Source organism: Salaquimonas pukyongi (assembly GCF_001953055.1).
GTDB lineage: Bacteria > Pseudomonadota > Alphaproteobacteria > Rhizobiales > Rhizobiaceae > Salaquimonas > Salaquimonas pukyongi.
Genome location: NZ_CP019044.1, coordinates 3,050,905 through 3,070,625 on the forward strand (window position 1 = coordinate 3,050,905; position 19,721 = coordinate 3,070,625).

Below are 19,721 nucleotides of genomic sequence, written 5' to 3' on the forward strand. Positions count from 1 at the left end.
TTTGTGCTATGGCTTGGTTTCCGTCCGGTTCCAGACAGCCGGCGGAAAGGAGAAAGCCATGAAGACTTTACTTCTAAGCCTTGCCGTTTCAGCCCTTGCGGTTGCGCCCGCAACTGCCGGTGGATGTTCCTTTGGCATGGCACATGTTTCAAAGGGCACTCCCGCAAAGCATCTTGCGATGAGCCCGGCGAAACCCGAACAGGTCGAAAAGCAGGTCCAGACCGCCAGCCTTGCCGATGGATGGCTGGTCAAATATCTGGAACAGCCGCTCAGCTAGAGCCTGGCCCTGTGCCGTGACCTTTGTTTGCCGGTATCAACTCTGCTGCCTGGCGATGCGCTTAAGCGCGCTCGCTATAATTGCCCTGTGAAACGGCAGCACCGCAGCAAGATAAAGACGCCCGAGCAGATTGTGCCGCCGGATAACGGTGGTCAGCGTGACCGTCTGAAAGTCGGGCGCGCTATCTGCCGAAGCAACATCCACCACAATGCGAAAATCAAGATGCCGGTCGTCAAAGCCCGCAACGATCTGTTCGCCGGTTTCCGATACGACCGGAAATATGCTGACGCGATCGTTTTTTTGGCCTGACCCCTTCAAGCCGAAGGGCAGCACCAGAATCTGGCGCAATACCAGCATTGGCCAGGTCCATTTCGGGAAGTTCCGGCCAACAGCCTCAGCAGCCTTGCGCGCATTGTCAAACGGTCTTGATATCTGCGTTTGCCAGGCATCGGCCCAATCGGCATGCCTCAGCGCATTGTGAGGCAGCCGGACCGCAATTTCGCTGACGACTGGCATCGCTCTACCTGCTTTCGCTGCATTACATGTGAATTGGCTTGGCAAAAGTCGCCATTGCCGCTTCGCGCACAGCTTCACTCATCGTCGGATGGGCATGGCAGGTGCGACCCAAATCTTCCGAGGAACCGCCGAATTCCATCAAAACGGCTGCCTCATGGATCATCTCTCCCGCACCGAAACCCAGAATGTGAACGCCCAGCACCCGATCGGTTTCGGCATCTGCAAGAAACTTCACGAAACCATCGGTATGGTTCATCGCACGTGCCCGGCCATTGGCGGTAAAGGGGAATTTGCCGGAGACATATTTTAAGCCGGCTGCCTTCAACTCCTCTTCCGTTGCGCCCACCGAAGCGACTTCCGGCTGGGTGTAAACCACCCCCGGAATGACGTTGTAATTGACGTGGCCGTGCTTGCCGGCAATCGTCTCGGCCACTGCAACCCCCTCATCTTCCGCCTTGTGGGCAAGCATCGGGCCGGCGGTCACGTCGCCGATGGCATAAATGCCTTCGACATTGGTACGCCAATGGGCGTCGGTTTTGATGATGCCGCGCTCCATCTCGATACCCAGCGCTTCGAGCCCAAGCCCGTCGGTGTAGGGCCGGCGGCCGGTGGAAACAAGTACGACATCGGCCGAAACCGTTTCACTATCCCCGCCCTTCACCGGCTCGAACGTCACTTTGGCACTCTTGCCCGATTTCTTGACCTCGGTGACCTTGCTGGAGAGCTTGAAGTCCAGGCCCTGTTTGGCCAGCACACGCTGGCAGTTCTTCGACACATCCTTGTCCATTGCGCCCAAAATCTTGTCGAGGAATTCGATTACCGTGACCTTGGCGCCTAGCCGCGCCCAGACCGAACCGAGCTCCAGCCCGATGACACCGCCACCGACGACAACCATGTTTTTCGGTACTGAGGGAAGTTCCAGTGCCCCGGTGGAGGAAACAATCACCTTTTCGTCGAACTCAAGATCGACCCCCGGAATGCCTGCAACATCCGAACCGGTGGCAATGACGATATTCTTCGTCTCGAGCACGGTTTCCTTGCCCTTGTCATCAGCAACCGCGACCTTGCCCTTCTCCGGGATCGAGCCCCTGCCCTGGCGAACATCCACCTTGTTCTTTTTCATCAGAAAGCCGACCCCATCCACATTGGCTTTGATGGTTGCCTCCTTGTGGGCCATCATTGCCTTCAGATCGAGCTTGGGCTTGCCGGTTTTCACGCCGAGTTTTTCAAGCCCGTGTTCGGCCTCATGGAACATTTCGGAAGCATGCAGCAGCGCCTTGGACGGAATGCAGCCAATGTTGAGACAGGTTCCGCCAAGCGTCTTCATTTTTTCCACGATTGCGGTCTTCAGCCCCAACTGCGCAGCCTTGATGGCGCACACATAGCCGCCGGGGCCAGAACCGATGATAACGACGTCGTATTGATCTGCCATGATTGTCTTTCGTCTCTTTCGTGATGCGGGATGTTATCGCCCGCCGGTTACATCCAGGGTTGCGCCGGTAACATAGGAAGCCTTGCCGCTCATTAACCACAGAACCGCCTGCGCCACTTCTTCTGCCGTGCCTTCACGCTTTACCGGAACGATGTCACGCAATTCCCTTGCCCGATCGGGCTCCCCGCCGGAAGCGTGAATGTCGGTATCGATGATGCCGGGCCGCACGCCGTTGACACGGATGCCCTCCCCGGCAACTTCCAGTGCCAGTCCCCTGGTAAAAGTGTCGATTGCCCCCTTGGAGGCGGCGTAGTCGACATACTGACTGGCAGCACCCAGACGGGCTGCGGCCGAAGAAAGATTGACGATCGCCCCGCCTTCGCCGCCCTTGGCTGTCGACATGCGCCTGACCGCCTCACGGGCGCAGAAGAAACTGCCCAGGATGTTTACCCGCATGATGCGCTCCAGCCGTTCAGGCGGCATCTCGTCGACGCGGGCGCGCACATCCAGAATGCCGGCATTGTTGATCAGGCCTTTCACTTGCCCCATTTCGTCGGCGGCCTTGAACAGGGCAATGACGTCGTCATTGTCGCCCACGTCGCCGGCCACGGCCTTTGCCCTGCCGCCATCCGCCGCGATCTGCGAAACCATGCCATCGGCAGCTTTCGCGTTGGACCGATAGTTGAGACAGACGTCATACCCGGCTTCAGCCGCAAGCTTTGCGCAGGCAGCGCCAATGCCACGGCTGCCACCGGTGATGACGATGACACCTGCCATCGATCAGGCCGCAGCCCCCGTTACAGCGCCCGTCGCGACGCCGACCAGCACCCAGGCCATCAGGCACATGCCGATAAAGGAAACCGCCCAGATCAGGGTGCGCACCAACGGAATGCCGGTAACATAGGCAGGCACGTAGAACACCCGGCCCCAGAAATAGAGTTGTGCGCCCATCGCCGTCAGCGACGTCCAGCTTTCGGTGGCCTCGACCATCAGGACGAGAGCCGCAAAAGCCGGGAAGGTCTCCAGCATGTTGTAGAACGCCCGCTCGAACCGGCCGGCATAGCCGCCCACTTCCGGCTCTTCATCCCGCGCACCAAGCGCCCATCCAACGCCATTCTGGATGATCTCCGCCAGCACCTGAAAGACCAGCAGCACAAGCAGCAGAATGGTCGAATAAAGCAGCATCTTCAGTTCGATGGTCATGTTGCTTCCCTCCTTGAGAAATTCAGCGCACCGGTTTTAGCCCCTTAAAGATCAAGCACGAGCCGCTCTGGATCTTCAAGGCTCTCCTTGATCCGCACCAGGAAGGTAACCGCTTCCTTGCCGTCGACAATCCGGTGGTCATAGGACAGCGCCAGATACATCATCGGCCGCACCTTTATCTCACCGCCCACAACCATGGGCCGCTCCTGGATTTTGTGCATGCCCAGAATGCCCGACTGGGGGCATTGAGGATCGGTGTCGACATCAGCGATCCGTATACCCCGCCATTGGAAATGGTGAACGTTCCGCCCTGCATGTCAGCCATGGAAAGCTGGCCGTCACGGGCTGCCTTGCCGAGCCGCCCAATCTCCTTTTCGATACCGGCAATGCCCATCTGGTCCGCATCGCGCACCACCGGAACCACCAGTCCCTTGTCGGTGCCGACCGCAACCCCGATGTGGCAGAAATTCTTGTAGACGATCTCATCGCCATCAATCTCTGCATTGACAGCCGGAACCTCCTTCAGCGCATGACAAACGGCCACCGAGAAGAAGCCCATGAAGCCCAGCTTCACGCCATGCTTCTTTTCAAACAGCTCCTTGTATTTCTTGCGCATTTCCATGACCGCGGTCATGTCCACCTCGTTGAAGGTGGTCAGCATGGCGGCAGTGTTCTGGGCGTCCTTTAGACGGCGGGCAATGGTCTGCCGCAGCCTGGTCATGCGGACCCGCTCCTCTCGCGCCTGGTCGGATGGTGCGGAAGGCGCCCGGGCGGCGGCAGGTTCATCGGGCTGTTTGGACGGCGTTGCCTGCGCCTTCATGACATCTTCCTTGAGAACCTGGCCCCGTTTGCCGCTGCCTTCAACGCCGGCAGTGTCGACCCCTTTCTCCGCCGCCAGCCTGGCAGCAGCAGGAGAGGCAGGCATGTCCCCGCCCTTTGCCGGGGCAGGATCAGATGCTTTCTCTTGAGCTGGTTCTGGCGCTGGCGCAGCTTCATTGCCCGCCGCACCTTCTTCCAGCGTGCCAAGCAGAGCACCAACCTCGACCGTGTCCCCCTCCTTGACGGAAATCGAAGAGAGCTTTCCGGCCGCAGGCGCCGGCACTTCCACCGAAACCTTGTCGGTTTCAAGCTCCACCAGCGGCTCGTCCACCGCCACAGCGTCTCCTTCCGCCTTGAGCCATTTGCCAATTGTCGCTTCCGTGACGGATTCGCCGAGAGTCGGGACGCGGATTTCAGTTGCCATGGTCGGTTTTCCTGTACTTTTCGCGATTTGGGTGTTTCAGCTCAGCCGAGAGCATCCTCAAGAAATGAATTGAGCTGTTCAAGGTGTTTCGACATCAGGCCGGTTGCCGGAGATGCGGCTGCCGCGCGGCCCGCATAGCGCGGCCGGGCGTGTTTGGCCTTGATATGGGCAAGCACCCAGGCAAGATACGGTTCGATAAACGCCCAATATCCCATGTTCTTGGGCTCTTCCTGGCACCAGACCATTTCGGCATTCTTGAACCGTGCCAGCTCCTTGATCAGCGCCTTTGCCGGGAACGGGTACAGCTGCTCCACACGCAACAGGTAAACATCGTTTACGCCGCGCTTTTCGCGCTCTTCGTAAAGGTCGTAATAGACCTTGCCGGAACACAGCACCACACGCCTGATTTTGGAGTCTGAAACCAGCTTGATCGCTTCGTTCTTGCGGTTTTCCGCGTCATCCCACAACAGGCGGTGGAAACTTGATTTCGGTCCCATTTCCGAAAGTTCGGAGACAGCCCGCTTGTGGCGCAGCAGCGATTTCGGCGTAAACATCACCAGCGGTTTGCGGAATTCGCGGCGCAGCTGCCGGCGCAGGATATGGAAATAGTTCGAAGGCGTCGTGCAATTGGCCACCTGCATGTTGTCTTCCGCGCAAAGCTGCAGGAAACGCTCCGGCCGCGCCGAAGAATGCTCCGGCCCCTGGCCCTCATAGCCGTGCGGCAACAACATCACCAGTCCACACATTCGCAGCCATTTGCGTTCACCCGATGAGATGAACTGGTCAATGACCACCTGCGCGCCGTTGACGAAGTCGCCGAACTGCGCCTCCCAGACGACCAGCGCGTCGGGACGGGCGAGCGAATAGCCGTACTCATAACCAAGCACCGCCTCTTCCGACAGCATGGAGTTGATGACGTCATACTCCACCGTGCCGTTCGCAAGCGCATTGAGACTGATATGGCGCGCTTCGGTTTCCTGATCGTAGAGCACACTGTGACGCTGGGAGAAGGTACCGCGTTCCACGTCCTGGCCGGAAAGGCGCACCAGATTGCCTTCCATCATCAGCGACCCGAATGCCAGCGCTTCACCCGTCGCCCAGTCAATGCCCTTGCCGGACTTGATCGCTTCGGCACGGTTGTCGAGAAAACGGCGGATCGTTCGGTGAACGTTGAACCCATCCGGTACACTGGTGATCTTCTCGCCGATTTCCCGCAATTCCTTGAGCGGAACGCCGGTACTGCCGGGACGGCGTTCATCGGCATTGTCGGCCACTTTCATGCCGGACCACGCACCATCAAGCCAATCGGCCTTGTTGGGCTTGTAATCCTGCCCAACTTCAAATTCGGTTTCCAGATGCTTGCGGAAGTGGGCTTTCATGTCGGCAACGTCCTGCATGGTCAGCAGGCCTTCGGCAATCAGTTTTTCCGAATAGACATTAACGGCGGTGGGATGCGAACGGATTGCCTTGTACATTTTCGGCTGGGTAAAGGCAGGCTCATCGCCTTCGTTGTGTCCGAACCTGCGATAGCAGAACATGTCGATAACGACCGGCTTGTGGAATTTCTGCCGGTATTCTGTGGCAATCTTGGCGCAGTAGACAACCGCTTCCGGGTCATCGCCGTTAACGTGGAAGATCGGCGCCTCGACCATCTTCGCCACGTCCGAAGGATAGGGCGAGGAACGCGAGAAGCTCGGATTGGTGGTAAAGCCGATCTGGTTGTTGATGATGACATGGATCGAGCCGCCTGTGCGATGGCCCTTCAGTCCCGAAAGGCCGAAACACTCCGCCACCACCCCCTGGCCGGCGAAGGCCGCATCGCCATGCAACAGCAAAGGCAGGACGCTGTCGCGCTCACGCGATCCGCGTTCGTTCTTGTCTTCCAGATAATCCTGCTTGGCGCGCGCCTTGCCCAGAACGACCGGATTGACGATTTCAAGGTGCGATGGGTTGGCCGTCAGGGACAAATGCACCTTGTTTTCATCAAACTCCCGATCTGAAGAGGCTCCCAGATGATATTTCACATCGCCTGAGCCCTCGACATCCTCGGGAGCAAAGGAGCCACCTTTGAACTCATGGAAAACGGCATGATAGGGCTTTGCCATCACATTGGTCAGCACGTTGAGGCGCCCGCGGTGGGCCATGCCGAGAATGACTTCCTTCAGTCCCAGTTGACCGCCGCGCTTGATGATCTGCTCGAGCGCCGGGATGAGCGACTCGCCACCATCCAGGCCAAAGCGTTTTGTGCCCTTGTATTTGACATCGAGAAACTGCTCGAAGCTTTCCGCCTCGATCAGCTTCTGCAGGATGGCCTTCTTGCCGAGCTCGGTGAAGGCAACACCCTTGTCCGGGCCTTCGATACGGGCCTGGATCCAGCCCTTTTCCTGCGGATTGGAAATGTGCATGAACTCGACACCGATCGTCGAGCAATAGGTGCGCTGCAGGATCGACAGCATTTCCGGGATCGTCGCGTATTCGAGCCCGAGCATGTAGTCGATGAAAATCTTCCGGTCGTAGTCGGATTCCGAAAAGCCGTATGAAGAGGGATGCAGCTCGTTGTGATCCTCCTTTTTGGCGGCAAGCCCCAGCGGATCAAGCGTTGCATGCAAATGGCCGCGCATGCGGTAGGCACGGATCATCATTACCGCACTGACCGAATCCTTGGTTGCCAGACGGATCGCTTCCTCGCTCAGCGGCTCGCCGGCCGCCTTCGCCTTGCCGGCGATCTTCGCGGACATGGCCTGCTCGACCTGTGACCAGTCGCCATCAAGCGCCGAAACAAGCTCCCCATTGGCATGTATGGGCCAGTTGTCGCGCTTCCAGGAAGCACCTTTTGCATTCTTGAACACATCGTCGCTGGCATCGGCAAGAGCGGCAAAATAGTCCTGCCAGTCCTGACTCAGCGAAGCAGGATTTTCCTTGTAACGGGCATAAAGCTCTTCAATGTAGCCGGCATTGCCGCCATACAGAAAAGACGAATTGGCGAATTCCTGGTTGGATTGCTGCTCGCTCATGCTCTCGCTCCCGGTAGCGCTTGCGCCTGTTGCCGTTTCGCACGGTCTTTTTTCCAGCTCCCCCCTCGACAGGTGGGGCCATTGCAAAAACCCCGGCCCGTTTTCGGGGGCCGGGGCTGTTCGTCACTTCAGGTTCGGTGCGATGCCAATGCAGGCATCGCATAGATCGGAAACCGCATCGACCGACTTTTGGAACATCTTTTCCTCCGTCCGGTTGAGATCGATCTCGATCACCCGTTCCACGCCATTGGCGCCAATTACGGTCGGCACGCCGACATACATGTCCTTCACGCCATATTCGCCCTTCAGATGCGCCGCACAGGGCAGCACACGCTTCTTGTCCCGCAAATAGCTCTCCGCCATGGCAATCGCCGAAGCGGCGGGCGCGTAATAGGCCGAACCGGTCTTGAGCAGGGCAACGATCTCGCCGCCGCCCTTGCGGGTGCGGTCGACGATTTCGTCAATACGCTGCTTTGTGGTCCAGCCCATCTTGACGAGGTCGGGCAGCGGAATGCCGGCAATGGTGGAATAGCGGATCAACGGAACCATGGTGTCGCCATGACCACCCAGTACGAAGGCCGTCACATCCTCGACGGAAACGTCAAATTCATCGGCAAGAAAGTACCGGAAGCGCGAGGAATCGAGCACACCTGCCATGCCCACGACCTTGTTGCGCGGCAGGCCGGAGAATTTCTGAAGCGCCCAGACCATGGCATCAAGCGGATTGGTGATGCAGATGACAAAGGCGTTGGGGGCATATTTCTTGATGCCGGCGCCTACCTGCTCCATGACCTTCAGGTTGATGCCCAGCAGATCGTCGCGGCTCATGCCCGGCTTGCGCGGCACACCGGCGGTAACGATGCAGACATCGGCGCCCTTGATCGCCTTGTAGCTCTGGGTGCCGGAAAGCTTGGCGTCAAAACCGTCAACGGGCGAGGATTCTGCGATATCCAGTGCCTTGCCCTCCGGAATGCCTTCGGCAATGTCGAACAGGACGATATCGCCGAGTTCCTTCAGGCCCGCCAAATGGGCCAGCGTTCCGCCGATCATGCCCGATCCGATCAATGCGATCTTGTTTCTCGCCATTGTATGGAAATTCCTTTTCTTTCCAGGCCCTGCATCCTTCGACGCCACAAGGGCCCTGTTTGAAGTGCTGCCCTTTGCAGCCGCTAACGTCGCCTTTCACCCGGCTTTCCGCACATGACTTGCCTGCCGGGCGCAAGCCGGCATCCCAACCGGCGGACTGTGTTTGCGCGTTCAAAATTCTCCGCTTCCGTCAATTGCCGAACTGCGCTAGCGGCGATCCCGTAACGGATTTTTTATCGCTTGACAACAGTGGACACGAAAACTTGAACTTTTTCAATGGTTTAAAAAATATGGGGCTTACGTAAAAGTAAAATATTGATGGAATTTTACATGATTCCAGCCGCTTACTGCCATATCCGCCAGGAAGCAGCAGAGGCAAAGCCGCGGGTTCTCCAGCAATTCAACCGGTTTTTGCGGCAAGGTATTCCTTCGATTGCATCTCATGAAGCCGCGAAACGGTTCGCGAAAACTCGAAGGCTTCCGTCCCGGCACTGGCGCTGTAAAGCGCCTCAGGAGGACCTTCAGCCGAAATCACCAGCCGCGTTCCGCAGTCATAAAGCGTGTCGATCAGATTGATAAACCGCTTGGCATGATTTTGAACGCTTCGGTCCATCAGCGGCACCTCGTCGACGAAGACCGTGTGGTAATTTCGGGCAATGGCCAGATAGTCACGGGCGCCAAGCGGTTGCTCGCACAAATCGGTAAAGGAAAATCGTGCCACACCACCGGCTGCCAGCGGCACGGCCACCTTGCGCCCCTTTACTTCAAGCGCTGACGGTGCAGCGGGATTGCCGGCCGTCATGCGCTGCCAGATATCATCCATTGCAGCTTTGGCGCCAGCATCAAGCGGGGTGACATAGACCGGCGCCCTGGAAAGCTTCTTGAGGCGGTAGTCGGTACGTGCGTCCAGCCAGTGAACAGCACAGTGGGCTTTCAGCACATCGATGAACGGTAGAAACAGCTGCCGGTTGAGGCCATCCTTGTACAGATCGTCCGGCGCCACGTTCGACGTTGCTACGACGACGACGCCGGCTTCAAACAACCCGCTGAAGAGCCGTCCCAGGATCATCGCATCGGCTATGTCGGTGACGGTGAATTCGTCGAAACAAAGCAGCTTTGCCTCTGAAGCCAGTTCCCTGGCAACCGGCGGCATGGGGTCTTCTTCCTTCGTTTCTCCGTTTTTGAAAGCCAGCCGCTGTTGATGAATCCGCTCCTGCGCGTCGGCCATGAAATCATGGAAATGCGCCCGCCGCTTCCTTTTTAGGTTCACCGATTGGAAAAACAGGTCCATCAGCATCGATTTTCCACGGCCGACACCACCGTGGATATACATGCCCCGGAACAGTTCCGGTTTCTTCTGCCGTGAAAAGAGCCAGCCCAGAGACGACGATTTCGAGGCAAGCGCCCTCGTCTCCAGTTCCGCCGCCAGCGCATCCAGCTTGCGGGCAAGGCTGGTCTGTACCGGATCCTGTTCGATTTCACCCTTGCGTATCCGCGCAGCAAGCAGACTGCTGACCGCTCCGGTGCGGCTGGCACCGTCATCGGCCTCTGGCATTAATTCGGTTGATTTGGACACAGCCGGAAACCGGTAACTTGAAAACAACGCTCTTCAGGCATGACGAGCAGACCACCTGCTGTCAAGTCCCTGAAACCACTGAAGAGTTACCGAAAGAAGGAAACGCCTACCGGGTGAAGGTAATTGGCTGACCGCTGTTCGTGGTGCCATCAAACCGTTCGCCACCGGAGTTGTAGAGCCTGGCAATGGTGTTGCCGTTGGCATCCATCAGCACCACCTGCTGCCCCTGCACGTCCCACACACTGACGCTGGCAACTTCCGGTGAGCTGCAGCGTTTGGTGGCCGCACGATAGCCGCCCGACCATTTGGTGAAGGCAAGAATCATCCGGCAATCGGGATTGTCGCTGCCGACAATCCAGGCACCGGAAACAGATTCACGGCTGACCGGTTCTCCGCTGGGCGCAGGTGCCGTATCGGTGGAAGCCACCTGGGTCTGGCCATCAGCCAATTGCGGTATAACAGGCGCCTGCTGACCTTCTGTCACAGGCTGATCGACAGGCGGGGGGAGCTGGTCGGCTTGCACTGATTCAACGGGAGCTGCCGGCAGCCGCTGAGGCGCCGATGAAGCTGGTGCAATCGAATTGATCGACCGGTTGCAGCCGCTCACGGCCGCGCCCAGCACCAATACACACGCCAGTGGCATTGCTAACGATTTCAGTCCCATTTGTTGCCCCGTTCGCTGCCGCATGGGCAGCCTACCGTTTCGGCTTTCGCCGTCATAATGCTTACAGATGCGCCCGAAATATGTTCACCGCGCAAACTTGCCAATCCGGCTTTGGAATCGCCTTGGCTGCAACAGCATATGACAAACAAGGTAAACCAAAGCTGAACAGAACATTACCTAACGGAATATTGGTTCGCAACCATGCACGAATTGGGCTGGCAGCCCGGACGGACCCGGTCGTATTAATCGCCTAGCTGTGAGTTCTCACCAGGTTGTTCACTCGATCCCATTCTGAAAAGCTGAAGTTGTAAACCATCAGTGATCAGGAGAGGGACCGAATGAACAACCTGGTGAGAACTCACAGCTAGTGATCTGCAACCCCTTGATAGGCGTGCTCGCCCCAAAGGGCCTTCACGCGCTGATTGCGCCCGCAAGCCCAGCGGTAGTATTTATAACGCTTGGGATTCTTCTTGTAGTAGTCTTGGTGATAGGTTTCCGCGAGATAAAACGGGGCAGCATCGAGCACCGGCGTGACGATCGGTTTTCCCAGCGCTTCCTGCGCTTCCTGCCTGGACGCCTCGGCCATTTCACGCTCCAGCGCATCAGCAACGAAAATCGCCGTCGTATAAGAATTGCCGCGATCGCAGAACTGCCCTCCCGCATCGGTCGGATCGACCGTACGCCAAAACGTTTCCAGCAATTCGGCGTAGGAGGTTTTTTCCGTGTCGTAGGTAATGCGGACGGCTTCCAGATGACCTGCCTTCACATGATTTTTGTAGGTCGGATTGTCGGTCTCGCCGCCGGTATAGCCGGACACCACGTCGACAACACCCTCCACCTGCTCGAAATCGGATTCGATACACCAGAAACAGCCCCCGGCAAGAATGGCCGTGGCCGTCTCCGATCTGGCGGGCGAACCCGAGGAAACCAGCATTCCGGCACAGACGAGCCCCACTTTCACAATCGCCGCAATCTTGTTCATGGCAGTTACCCTCCGGATGTATCCATTTGGCTTGCATGTGAAATGAGGCAGGCAGCTTTGCCGCGCAACTCAATCCGGCACACAAAGCCGTGAAAAGGACACCATCGCTCCTGTCCTGGAAGGCCAACGAGTGGAACCATCAAGACGCACGATCGTTTTGTCCATATCGCAAAACAATATGGAGCAGACCATGCGCACACGAACCATAATGACCATTCTGGTGGCCCTGATGGTGAATGCCGTTGTGTTCGGAACAGGCGCCATCATTGTGCTGACCGTTCCGCCCTTGCGCGACCATCTGACGTGGCTGCTGCCCTCCGTTGTCGTGGCAAGCCTTCTTGCCACACCGTGGTTGAGCTGGAAAATCGCACCCTATCTGCGCTCCCGGAACGTTTACCGGAGCGGTAAGCGGGGCGAGATATTCAGGTAATCAGCCAGCTCGGTTTCAGCAAGGCGCGACAGCGGGCGGAAACCCTTCAGCTCAAGCTGTCGAAAGCATCGAGGGCTTCTGCACCATAGATCATGGATGGCCCGCCGCCCATGTAGAGCGCCACGGCGATCGTCTCGATGATCTCTTCCCGGCTGGCGCCGTATTTCCTGGCGGCTTTGGTGTGAAATGCAAGGCAGCCGTCGCAGCGGGCGGTAATTCCGATCGCAAGCGCAATCAATTCCTTGGTTTTGGAATCCAGCGCTCCCGGTGCGATGGCCGATTTGGCCAGACTGCCAAAGGCCGTTGCCGTTTCCGGCATGTCCTTGCGCAGTTTTGCCATGCGCGCATTCGTGCGGGCGGTAAATTCAGTCCAGTCAGATGCGGCCATCATATGCCTCCAGTAACATTGGTTACTGGAGAGGTAGCCGTTTGGAACAAGGCGGCCTTGACCAGGGTCAAGTCAGAGCCGCCGCTCAACCATCATCTTCTTGATTTCCGCAATTGCCTTGGCCGGATTCAGCCCTTTCGGACAGGCCTGTGTGCAGTTCATGATGGTATGGCAGCGGTAAAGGCGGAAAGGGTCTTCCAGATTGTCCAGCCGTTCGCCGGTCGCCTCGTCACGCGAGTCGATCAGCCAGCGATAGGCCTGCAGCAACGCGGCAGGACCGAGATAGCGCTCGCCATTCCACCAGTAGGACGGGCAGGAAGTTGAGCAGCAGGCACACAGGATGCACTCATACAGTCCATCCAGCTTTTCGCGGTCGTCGTGACTTTGGCGCCATTCCTTTTGCGGCTGCGGCGTGGTGGTCTGAAGCCAGGGTTCGATGGAACGGTGCTGGGCGTAGAAGTGATTCATGTCCGGCACCAGATCCTTCACAACTTCCATGTGGGGCAGCGGATAGATTTTCACCGTGCCGGAGACTTCATCGGCCCCTTTTGTGCAGGCCAGCGTATTGGTGCCGTCGATGTTCATCGCGCAGGAGCCGCAAATCCCTTCGCGGCACGAGCGGCGGAAGGTCAGCGTCGGGTCAACGTTGTTCTTGATCCAGATGAGGCCGTCAAGCACCATCGGACCGCAATCGTCCATATCGACATAATAGGTATCGACGCGCGGATTGTCGCCATCGTCAGGCGACCAGCGGTAAATCCTGTATTCACGCAAATTGGTGGCACCCTCCGGCCTTGGCCAGGTCTTGCCTTCGGTAATCCGTGAATTTTTCGGGAGCGTCAGTTCAACCATGGATACCTGCCTGCGGGTGCATTCTCATGCCGTGGGATCGCAACGTTGTGCTTTTGCGAGATCGTTTCGCGTCAATTGATGATCCAGTTCGTAGTAACGGCGAATTCGGCCTGTCGCAACCGCTGAGCAGCGCACATCTTACCAAAGTTCAATAGGCTTCAATCCGGTGGGCCTTTCCCATGTCCGGCAGTTCAAGCGCATAAGAACGTATTTCGGCCACCACTTCCTGCGGCAAGTGGCGCGTGAACGAGTTGCGGATCGTGACCGGAAACGCAATCTTGCCGATCCAGTCTTTTTCCCTGGCAAAACACACCATCTTGATGCCCTGCTCGGCACACCAGCGGCCAAACCGGATGTCGACGAATTTCTGCGATGAGCGCATGTAGTCAAATGGCGGCATCAGATTGCCGCGCAACACGGCAGTACCCGTTCCGATCTGCGCCACCCTTCTGTGCTGGGCCAGCTTCTTGCTGTAGTGATAGGTGTTCTTGAACGGTTCTGCCTTGCCAAGGCTCACCGGCAGAACCTGCAGCAGCTTTCTCGGTGTCAGCTTTTTCGGAAACCGGGAATAGAACGTCCCATGATAGCCGCCGACCCACTTTCCTTGGCCCAGTGCTTCGTAGATCTCGGCGCTTCGGTAAAAATAGTCTGCTGGATAGATGAGATCGTCATCGACCAGAAACACAAGGTCGTTTTTGTCCGCCTTCGGCAGAAATTTGCCGGTGTCCTTCGTGTCTTCCTCGGGGATTACCGCAAAGACATTCTTGTGCTTTGCCAGATGGGCCGGAATTTCCTCATATTCGTTAAGCACAAGATTAACGCGATCGACGCCGGGCGCGATGATGGACATCATCTGTTCCAGCCGCCCGGCTCTAGGGGGATAGGTCGCAAGATTGGCAATCAGCATTTTGGTACCCTGTAAGCCGGATTGGCGGGCTCTCCCGCAAGCATCGTTAAGCCCATTCGAGCGGCAAGTTCAACATCAACCATGGCCAAAAGCATATCCGCAGCCTGCGGTGCATTGCCAAACAGCAATCTGGCATCAAGCTGCTTGGCAAACTCCGAAAGGCGCGATAGGGTCGTATTCGCTGTGTTGATTGTACGCCTGACGCGTTCAAACCCACTCAACTACAGAATGCCGGAAAACTTGGCAGGGTGGGGAATTTGGCGTCTATCATTCCGGTAATCTTGTGTGGCGGACCGGGCACACGGCTTTGGCCATTGTCCCGGACTTCCCGGCCCAAACAGTTTCTTTCCATTACCGGCAAACGATCGCTGTTTCAGGATACCGTATTGCGCTGCCGCGGCGCATTGTTCGATCCAAATCCGATTGTCGCTGGAACCCATGTTCATCGTTTTCTGATCGCCGAACAGCTTCAGCAACTGGATGTAACCGCCGACATCCTGCTCGAACCGGTTGCAAGAAATTCCTGTGCCGCCATTGCCCTGGCCTGCTTTCAGGCTGTGGAACGCGATGCAAACGCCACTGTGCTTGTTCTGGCTTCCGACCATTTCATGGAAAGCCGGGCAAAGTTCGAAGCATCAGTCCTCACTGCCACAGGCCTGACTGGCGAGGGATGGCTGATTACCTTCGGAATCAAGCCGGACCGGCCGGCAACCGGATATGGCTATATCCTTCCCGGCGCAGAAACAGGCGCCGGATACCGGGTCGATGCATTTGTCGAAAAACCCGACGCAGAAAAGGCCATCAGCTTGTTAAAGGCCGGCTATCTTTGGAATACCGGCAATTTCCTGTTCAAAGCCTCTGCCTTCCTCAGCGAACTAGCCGAGTTGGCGCCGCAAATACATGATCCGGTCCGGCGGTCCTTCGTCCGGCGTTCGCCCGGCCTGGATTTCATAAGGGCAGAACCGGCAGCCTTCGGGGATTGCCCGGCCATCTCGGTTGATCATGCCGTGATGGAGAAAACCGGCAAGGCTGCTGTATGTCCTGTCGATTACGCCTGGTCCGACATGGGAAACTGGAGCGCCCTGGGCGACGTTACAAATTGCGATGTTGACGGCAACGTCCTTTTCGGTGACGTCGTGTCGCTCAACAGCAGCGGCAACGTTGTTCATTCCAGCGGCAGGCTTACCACTCTGGTCGGTGCGGAAAACCTGGTTGTTGTGAGCACCCGCGATGCCGTTCTGGTCGCAAACCGGGAGCAGGCGGAAAAGGTCGACATGATGGTCGGCAAGCTGCGCGAATGCGGGCGTCCGGAGGCCAGCCATGGACTGCTGTACGAGCGGCCCTGGGGCAGTTATGAACTACTGGATGTTTCGGGCGGTCATCAGGTCAAGCGGATCACGGTAAAGCCCGGCGGTATCCTGTCTCTGCAGAAACATCGCCACAGGGCCGAGCACTGGATCATCGTAAGCGGCGAGGCTGAAACGACAATCAACGGCATGACAAGTACCGTCAGGGAAAACGATTCCGTTTACATACCCCTGGGCGCCGTCCACCGGCTTGCCAACCGGGCCAGCAAACCCCTGGTGCTGATTGAAGTGCAGACCGGCACCTATCTGGGCGAAGACGACATTGTGAGACTGGAGGACAGTTACAACCGGTGTGGTTGAACTCTCAACCAGATTCGGGGGGCTTGACACGCTCTAATATACCCGCGCCTTGGGGGCTATCTTCTTGGGTTCGATACCCCTTCGGCGGGCTTGGTAAGCGGGTCGAGTACCACCGGGCGGTAGTCGAGCTTCACCTTGCCCTTGTTGTCGATCCAGGAAAGAGTGTGTTCGCGCCAGTTCTTGTCATCGCGATCCTTGAAATCCTCGCGGGCATGGGCGCCACGGCTTTCCTTGCGGGCTTCCGCGCCGGTAACCGTGCTGACAGCGCAGATCAGGAGATTTTCCAGTTCCAGCGTTTCCACCAGATCGGAATTCCAGACCATCGAGCGATCGGAAACCTTGAGATCGAAAAGCCCTTTCCAGGCTTCCCCGATGCGTTTGCACCCTGACTTGAGTGTCTCTGCAGTGCGGAAGACAGCGGCATCTTCCTGCATGATCTTCTGCATTTTAAGCCGCAATTCGGCGGTCGGTGTTCCGCCATCGGCATGGCGCAGCGCATCGAAACGGCTCATGATTTTTTCCGACGCTGCAGCCGGCGCTGTGGGCACGGAGGTGCTGCGGTCAATCGTTTCACCGGCGCGGATTGCCGCTGCCCGGCCAAACACAACCAGATCGATCAGCGAATTCGAACCAAGCCGGTTGGCACCGTGGACGGATGCGCAGCCCGCTTCCCCAACAGCCATGAGCCCCGGCACAACCGCTTTGGGGTTTTTCTTCGTCGGACGAAGTACCTCGCCCCAATAGTTCGTCGGGATGCCGCCCATATTGTAGTGAACGGTCGGAATTACCGGGATCGGCTCACGGGTAAGATCGACACCGGCAAATATCTTCGCCGATTCCGAAATGCCGGGAAGTCTTTCAGCCAGCGTATCCGGATCGATATGGTTGAGATTGAGGTAGATGTGGTCCTTGTTAGGACCGACGCCCCGGCCTTCGCGAATTTCAATCGTCATGCAGCGCGACACCACATCGCGCGAGGCAAGGTCCTTGTAGGTCGGCGCATAGCGCTCCATGAACCGTTCGCCTTCCGAGTTGGTCAGATAGCCCCCTTCACCCCGTGCACCCTCGGTAATCAGGCACCCGGCGCCATAAATGCCGGTCGGGTGAAACTGCACAAATTCCATGTCCTGCAGCGGCAGGCCGGCGCGGGCCACCATGCCGTTGCCATCGCCGGTGCAGGTATGTGCGGACGTGCAAGAGAAATAGGAACGGCCATAGCCCCCGGTCGCCAGCACCACCATCTTGGCGTTGAAGCGGTGGATCGTGCCATCGTCCAGATTCCAGGCGATAATGCCGGTACAGGCGCCGTCATCGCTCATCAGCAGGTCGATGGCGAAATACTCGATATAAAATTCCGCATCGTTGCGCAGGGACTGGCCGTAAAGGGTGTGCAGAATGGCATGTCCGGTACGGTCGGCAGCTGCACAGGTACGCTGTACCGGGGGGCCTTCACCGAATTCCGTGGTATGGCCTCCAAAGGGGCGCTGATAGATCTTGCCTTCCTCGGTTCGCGAGAAGGGAACGCCGTAATGTTCCAGTTCATAGACGGCGGCAGGTGCCTCCCTGGCAAGATATTCCATGGCATCGGTATCGCCGAGCCAGTCGGATCCCTTGACGGTGTCGTACATGTGCCACTGCCAGTGATCCGGCCCCATGTTCGACAGCGAAGCTGCAATGCCGCCCTGCGCCGCCACCGTGTGCGAACGGGTCGGGAAAACCTTGGTGACACAGGCTGTTCTCAGCCCCTGTTCCGCCATGCCCAGCGTCGCGCGAAGTCCGGAGCCTCCCGCTCCCACCACCACGACATCGTGGTAATGATCCACAAATTCATAAGCCGTGGCGGCTGTCTTTCCCGTTTTCTTGGTTGCCATGTGCCGTTGCGTACCTTCGATGAAACTGTGTGCCCGGTCCCGTTTGCCCGCTTAACCGCCGAAAGCCAGTTTGAACACGGCAAAGGCGACCAGCGCGCCGGAGAAAAATACGAAAAACGTATTAAGCATGATGAGCGCAATCTTCCGCAGCTCACTGTGGATATAGTCCTCGATCACGACCTGCATGCCCAGGCGCATGTGATAAAGCACCGATATGGAAAACAGCGCGATGAAGATGGCGGTAAGCGGCGAAGCCAGCCTCGCACGGACTTCCGGATAGGGTGCGCCCACGAGTGAAACCACCAGCCACAGACCGACAATCACCAGCGGGATATTGGCAACCGCCGTCAGCCGCTGCCGCCAGAAGTGCTCCGTTCCCTCCTTGGCAGAGCCAAGGCCGCGAACCTTGCCGAGAGCCGTGCGCATCCCCATGGCGTTTCTCCTATCGTGCCGCATAGGCCGCGATCCAGATCACGATGGTGATCGCGATGGACGCGGCAAAATGCAGCCTGGCCAGTTTCGTGGTGAAGTGTTTTTCCATCGCCCGGCCGGTATCCTGGACAAGATGCTTGATGCCGCCCAGCATGTGGTGAACCAGTGCCCAGGTGAAGCCAAGAAGAAGGATCCTGCCCAAAAGCGAACCGAACAGGCCGTTGACCCAGTCAAAATAGGCCGCATCCGTTGCGGCCGCAAACAGCCACCATGAAAACAGGAACATGCCGAAATACAGCGCCACGCCCGTTATCCGGTGCATGATCGAAGCGACCATGGTTGGGATGGGCTTGTAGATTTCCAGATGTGGAGACAGGGGTCGGCTGGATTTTGCTTGGGTCTGGCTCATGATTTTTTTCGCGAAATGACCAATGCACTTGGCTGGTTCAAAAGACGGGTAGCCAGCGAAAACCGGCTTGACGGTTGTTTCCGTTTTAGAGCGCTTCCCCCCGCAGGTCAAAGCAACAAAAGGCTAACGTCCGCATTATCGCCCTGCATAGCTGAACAGGCCAGCCAGGAGCCTTGGACAGAATTCAGAATCCAAACCCTACTCGTCGAACCGCAGAATATAGGAATGCCAATCTGCCGGTGCTGCCACCTTTTCAAATACCTTGCGGCCGGTATCGGGCTGGCGCGGCGCATTCATTATGAGTTTCGACCATCCCCGCGATTCGGCCTGATCTGCCAGCACATCGACCAGTGCCTTGGCGATGCCTTTGCCCCTGTGATCGTGATGAACATAGATGTGATCACACTGGCCGGCACGTTTTCCGGTTACCGGCTCGGGCAGATCGTAAAACAGAATAAACCCTACCAGTTCGCCATCCAGAAAAGCACCGAGAAACTCGGCCGAACGATCCTGCAGCAGTTGTTCAGCATAATACTGATCAGGACGTCTCGGCGCTCCGCGTTTCAGCGCCTGGCCGTATTGGGCAATCAGCGGCGCCAGACTAAACGAGTCCTTGAGCCGCAGGGGAACAATCTCGATGTTGTGGGTTTCGCTGGTCATGGGTGGTTCGATCCGGCTATAGGCAGTGTATGGGTGGCTGAGCGCACAAAGCGGTAGCGGCCACCTTATAGCGCGTCAACCGCGCAATGCATCGAATTCGAAGTCAGGTGCC

The 19,721-nt window shown here is 57.7% G+C and carries 18 protein-coding genes and 2 pseudogenes; 3 read left to right on the forward strand and 17 right to left on the reverse strand.

Annotation, left to right across the window (positions count from 1 at the left end):
- Nucleotides 1-58 precede the first annotated feature (58 nt).
- Nucleotides 59-277 carry a hypothetical protein gene (locus BVL55_RS14730; protein ID WP_156892566.1) on the forward strand — a complete coding sequence of 73 codons (219 nt, stop codon included), beginning with the start codon at nt 59-61 and terminating at the stop codon, nt 275-277.
- A 36-nt stretch (nt 278-313) separates the two neighbouring features.
- Here the strand turns inward: BVL55_RS14730 and BVL55_RS14735 are convergent, their stop codons facing one another.
- The 10 genes and pseudogenes from BVL55_RS14735 to msrA form a co-directional block, all read right to left on the reverse strand.
- Nucleotides 314-793, reverse strand: coding sequence for a DUF2867 domain-containing protein (locus BVL55_RS14735; RefSeq protein WP_075997537.1), 480 nt, complete (start codon nt 791-793; stop codon nt 314-316).
- A 22-nt stretch (nt 794-815) separates the two neighbouring features.
- Nucleotides 816-2,225, reverse strand: coding sequence for a dihydrolipoyl dehydrogenase (gene lpdA, locus BVL55_RS14740; RefSeq protein WP_075997538.1), 1,410 nt, complete (start codon nt 2,223-2,225; stop codon nt 816-818).
- A gap of 33 nt (nt 2,226-2,258) precedes the next feature.
- Nucleotides 2,259-3,002 (reverse strand): SDR family oxidoreductase, encoded by a 744-nt coding sequence (locus BVL55_RS14745; protein ID WP_075997539.1) that lies wholly within the window; start codon nt 3,000-3,002, stop codon nt 2,259-2,261.
- A gap of 3 nt (nt 3,003-3,005) precedes the next feature.
- On the reverse strand, nt 3,006-3,428 hold the full coding sequence (locus tag BVL55_RS14750; RefSeq protein ID WP_075997540.1) for an MAPEG family protein: 423 nt from the start codon (nt 3,426-3,428) through the stop codon (nt 3,006-3,008).
- A 116-nt stretch (nt 3,429-3,544) separates the two neighbouring features.
- Nucleotides 3,545-4,671 (reverse strand): annotated as a pseudogene (odhB, locus tag BVL55_RS14755) (2-oxoglutarate dehydrogenase complex dihydrolipoyllysine-residue succinyltransferase); the annotation flags it as partial.
- A 41-nt stretch (nt 4,672-4,712) separates the two neighbouring features.
- Entirely contained in the window at nt 4,713-7,685 is a 2,973-nt protein-coding gene (locus tag BVL55_RS14760; protein WP_075997541.1) for a 2-oxoglutarate dehydrogenase E1 component, read from the reverse strand.
- 123 nt (nt 7,686-7,808) lie between these two features.
- Nucleotides 7,809-8,771, reverse strand: a complete 963-nt coding sequence (gene mdh, locus BVL55_RS14765) for a malate dehydrogenase (protein WP_075997542.1) — start codon at nt 8,769-8,771, stop codon at nt 7,809-7,811.
- A gap of 400 nt (nt 8,772-9,171) precedes the next feature.
- On the reverse strand, nt 9,172-10,326 hold the full coding sequence (zapE, locus tag BVL55_RS14770) for a cell division protein ZapE (protein WP_083649682.1): 1,155 nt from the start codon (nt 10,324-10,326) through the stop codon (nt 9,172-9,174).
- Nucleotides 10,327-10,453: 127 nt separating this feature from the next.
- Nucleotides 10,454-10,795 (reverse strand): protease inhibitor Inh/omp19 family protein, encoded by a 342-nt coding sequence (locus tag BVL55_RS16870; protein ID WP_205410814.1) that lies wholly within the window; start codon nt 10,793-10,795, stop codon nt 10,454-10,456.
- Between the two features lie 580 nt (nt 10,796-11,375).
- Nucleotides 11,376-11,993: a peptide-methionine (S)-S-oxide reductase MsrA gene (gene msrA / locus BVL55_RS14780; protein ID WP_075997545.1), complete on the reverse strand. Its 618-nt coding sequence runs from the start codon at nt 11,991-11,993 to the stop codon at nt 11,376-11,378.
- 190 nt (nt 11,994-12,183) lie between these two features.
- On the opposite strand from msrA, the gene BVL55_RS14785 reads away from it, so the two are divergent.
- Nucleotides 12,184-12,423, forward strand: coding sequence for a hypothetical protein (locus tag BVL55_RS14785; RefSeq protein WP_075998198.1), 240 nt, complete (start codon nt 12,184-12,186; stop codon nt 12,421-12,423).
- A gap of 46 nt (nt 12,424-12,469) precedes the next feature.
- On the opposite strand, the gene BVL55_RS14790 is transcribed toward BVL55_RS14785, so the two are convergent.
- From BVL55_RS14790 to BVL55_RS14800, 3 genes are all read right to left on the reverse strand, one after another.
- Nucleotides 12,470-12,811 carry a carboxymuconolactone decarboxylase family protein gene (locus BVL55_RS14790; protein WP_075998199.1) on the reverse strand — a complete coding sequence of 114 codons (342 nt, stop codon included), beginning with the start codon at nt 12,809-12,811 and terminating at the stop codon, nt 12,470-12,472.
- Nucleotides 12,812-12,883: 72 nt separating this feature from the next.
- A complete protein-coding gene (locus BVL55_RS14795; RefSeq protein ID WP_075997546.1) occupies nt 12,884-13,663 on the reverse strand; it encodes a succinate dehydrogenase iron-sulfur subunit in 780 nt (259 codons plus the stop codon).
- 148 nt (nt 13,664-13,811) lie between these two features.
- Nucleotides 13,812-14,570 (reverse strand): hypothetical protein, encoded by a 759-nt coding sequence (locus tag BVL55_RS14800; protein WP_075997547.1) that lies wholly within the window; start codon nt 14,568-14,570, stop codon nt 13,812-13,814.
- Between the two features lie 314 nt (nt 14,571-14,884).
- Between BVL55_RS14800 and BVL55_RS14810 the strand changes: the two genes are divergently transcribed.
- The gene (locus tag BVL55_RS14810; RefSeq protein ID WP_244530531.1) at nt 14,885-16,237 is read left to right on the forward strand and encodes a mannose-1-phosphate guanylyltransferase/mannose-6-phosphate isomerase; all 1,353 of its coding nucleotides are present in this window, start codon (nt 14,885-14,887) and stop codon (nt 16,235-16,237) included.
- A gap of 33 nt (nt 16,238-16,270) precedes the next feature.
- Here the strand turns inward: BVL55_RS14810 and sdhA are convergent.
- The 4 genes and pseudogenes from sdhA to BVL55_RS14830 all read right to left on the reverse strand — a co-directional run bounded on the left by sdhA (nt 16,271) and on the right by BVL55_RS14830 (nt 19,609).
- Nucleotides 16,271-18,108: pseudogene (gene sdhA / locus BVL55_RS14815) on the reverse strand (succinate dehydrogenase flavoprotein subunit).
- Between the two features lie 51 nt (nt 18,109-18,159).
- Nucleotides 18,160-18,540 (reverse strand): succinate dehydrogenase, hydrophobic membrane anchor protein, encoded by a 381-nt coding sequence (sdhD, locus tag BVL55_RS14820; protein WP_075997549.1) that lies wholly within the window; start codon nt 18,538-18,540, stop codon nt 18,160-18,162.
- Between the two features lie 10 nt (nt 18,541-18,550).
- The gene (gene sdhC, locus BVL55_RS14825; protein ID WP_075998201.1) at nt 18,551-18,949 is read right to left on the reverse strand and encodes a succinate dehydrogenase, cytochrome b556 subunit; all 399 of its coding nucleotides are present in this window, start codon (nt 18,947-18,949) and stop codon (nt 18,551-18,553) included.
- A 198-nt stretch (nt 18,950-19,147) separates the two neighbouring features.
- Nucleotides 19,148-19,609 (reverse strand): GNAT family N-acetyltransferase, encoded by a 462-nt coding sequence (locus BVL55_RS14830; protein WP_075997550.1) that lies wholly within the window; start codon nt 19,607-19,609, stop codon nt 19,148-19,150.
- Nucleotides 19,610-19,721 lie beyond the last annotated feature (112 nt).

What these genes read in the sequence shown, in the direction of transcription:
- BVL55_RS14730 (WP_156892566.1), top strand. Translation starts at nt 59, where the DNA reads ATGAAGACTTTACTTCTAAGCCTTGCCGTTTCAGCCCTTGCGGTTGCG.
- BVL55_RS14735 (WP_075997537.1), bottom strand. Translation starts at nt 793, where the DNA reads ATGCCAGTCGTCAGCGAAATTGCGGTCCGGCTGCCTCACAATGCGCTG.
- lpdA (WP_075997538.1), bottom strand. Translation starts at nt 2,225, where the DNA reads ATGGCAGATCAATACGACGTCGTTATCATCGGTTCTGGCCCCGGCGGC.
- BVL55_RS14745 (WP_075997539.1), bottom strand. Translation starts at nt 3,002, where the DNA reads ATGGCAGGTGTCATCGTCATCACCGGTGGCAGCCGTGGCATTGGCGCT.
- BVL55_RS14750 (WP_075997540.1), bottom strand. Translation starts at nt 3,428, where the DNA reads ATGACCATCGAACTGAAGATGCTGCTTTATTCGACCATTCTGCTGCTT.
- BVL55_RS14760 (WP_075997541.1), bottom strand. Translation starts at nt 7,685, where the DNA reads ATGAGCGAGCAGCAATCCAACCAGGAATTCGCCAATTCGTCTTTTCTG.
- mdh (WP_075997542.1), bottom strand. Translation starts at nt 8,771, where the DNA reads ATGGCGAGAAACAAGATCGCATTGATCGGATCGGGCATGATCGGCGGA.
- zapE (WP_083649682.1), bottom strand. Translation starts at nt 10,326, where the DNA reads ATGCCAGAGGCCGATGACGGTGCCAGCCGCACCGGAGCGGTCAGCAGT.
- msrA (WP_075997545.1), bottom strand. Translation starts at nt 11,993, where the DNA reads ATGAACAAGATTGCGGCGATTGTGAAAGTGGGGCTCGTCTGTGCCGGA.
- BVL55_RS14785 (WP_075998198.1), top strand. Translation starts at nt 12,184, where the DNA reads ATGCGCACACGAACCATAATGACCATTCTGGTGGCCCTGATGGTGAAT.
- BVL55_RS14790 (WP_075998199.1), bottom strand. Translation starts at nt 12,811, where the DNA reads ATGGCCGCATCTGACTGGACTGAATTTACCGCCCGCACGAATGCGCGC.
- BVL55_RS14795 (WP_075997546.1), bottom strand. Translation starts at nt 13,663, where the DNA reads ATGGTTGAACTGACGCTCCCGAAAAATTCACGGATTACCGAAGGCAAG.
- BVL55_RS14800 (WP_075997547.1), bottom strand. Translation starts at nt 14,570, where the DNA reads ATGCTGATTGCCAATCTTGCGACCTATCCCCCTAGAGCCGGGCGGCTG.
- sdhD (WP_075997549.1), bottom strand. Translation starts at nt 18,540, where the DNA reads ATGGGGATGCGCACGGCTCTCGGCAAGGTTCGCGGCCTTGGCTCTGCC.
- sdhC (WP_075998201.1), bottom strand. Translation starts at nt 18,949, where the DNA reads ATGAGCCAGACCCAAGCAAAATCCAGCCGACCCCTGTCTCCACATCTG.
- BVL55_RS14830 (WP_075997550.1), bottom strand. Translation starts at nt 19,609, where the DNA reads ATGACCAGCGAAACCCACAACATCGAGATTGTTCCCCTGCGGCTCAAG.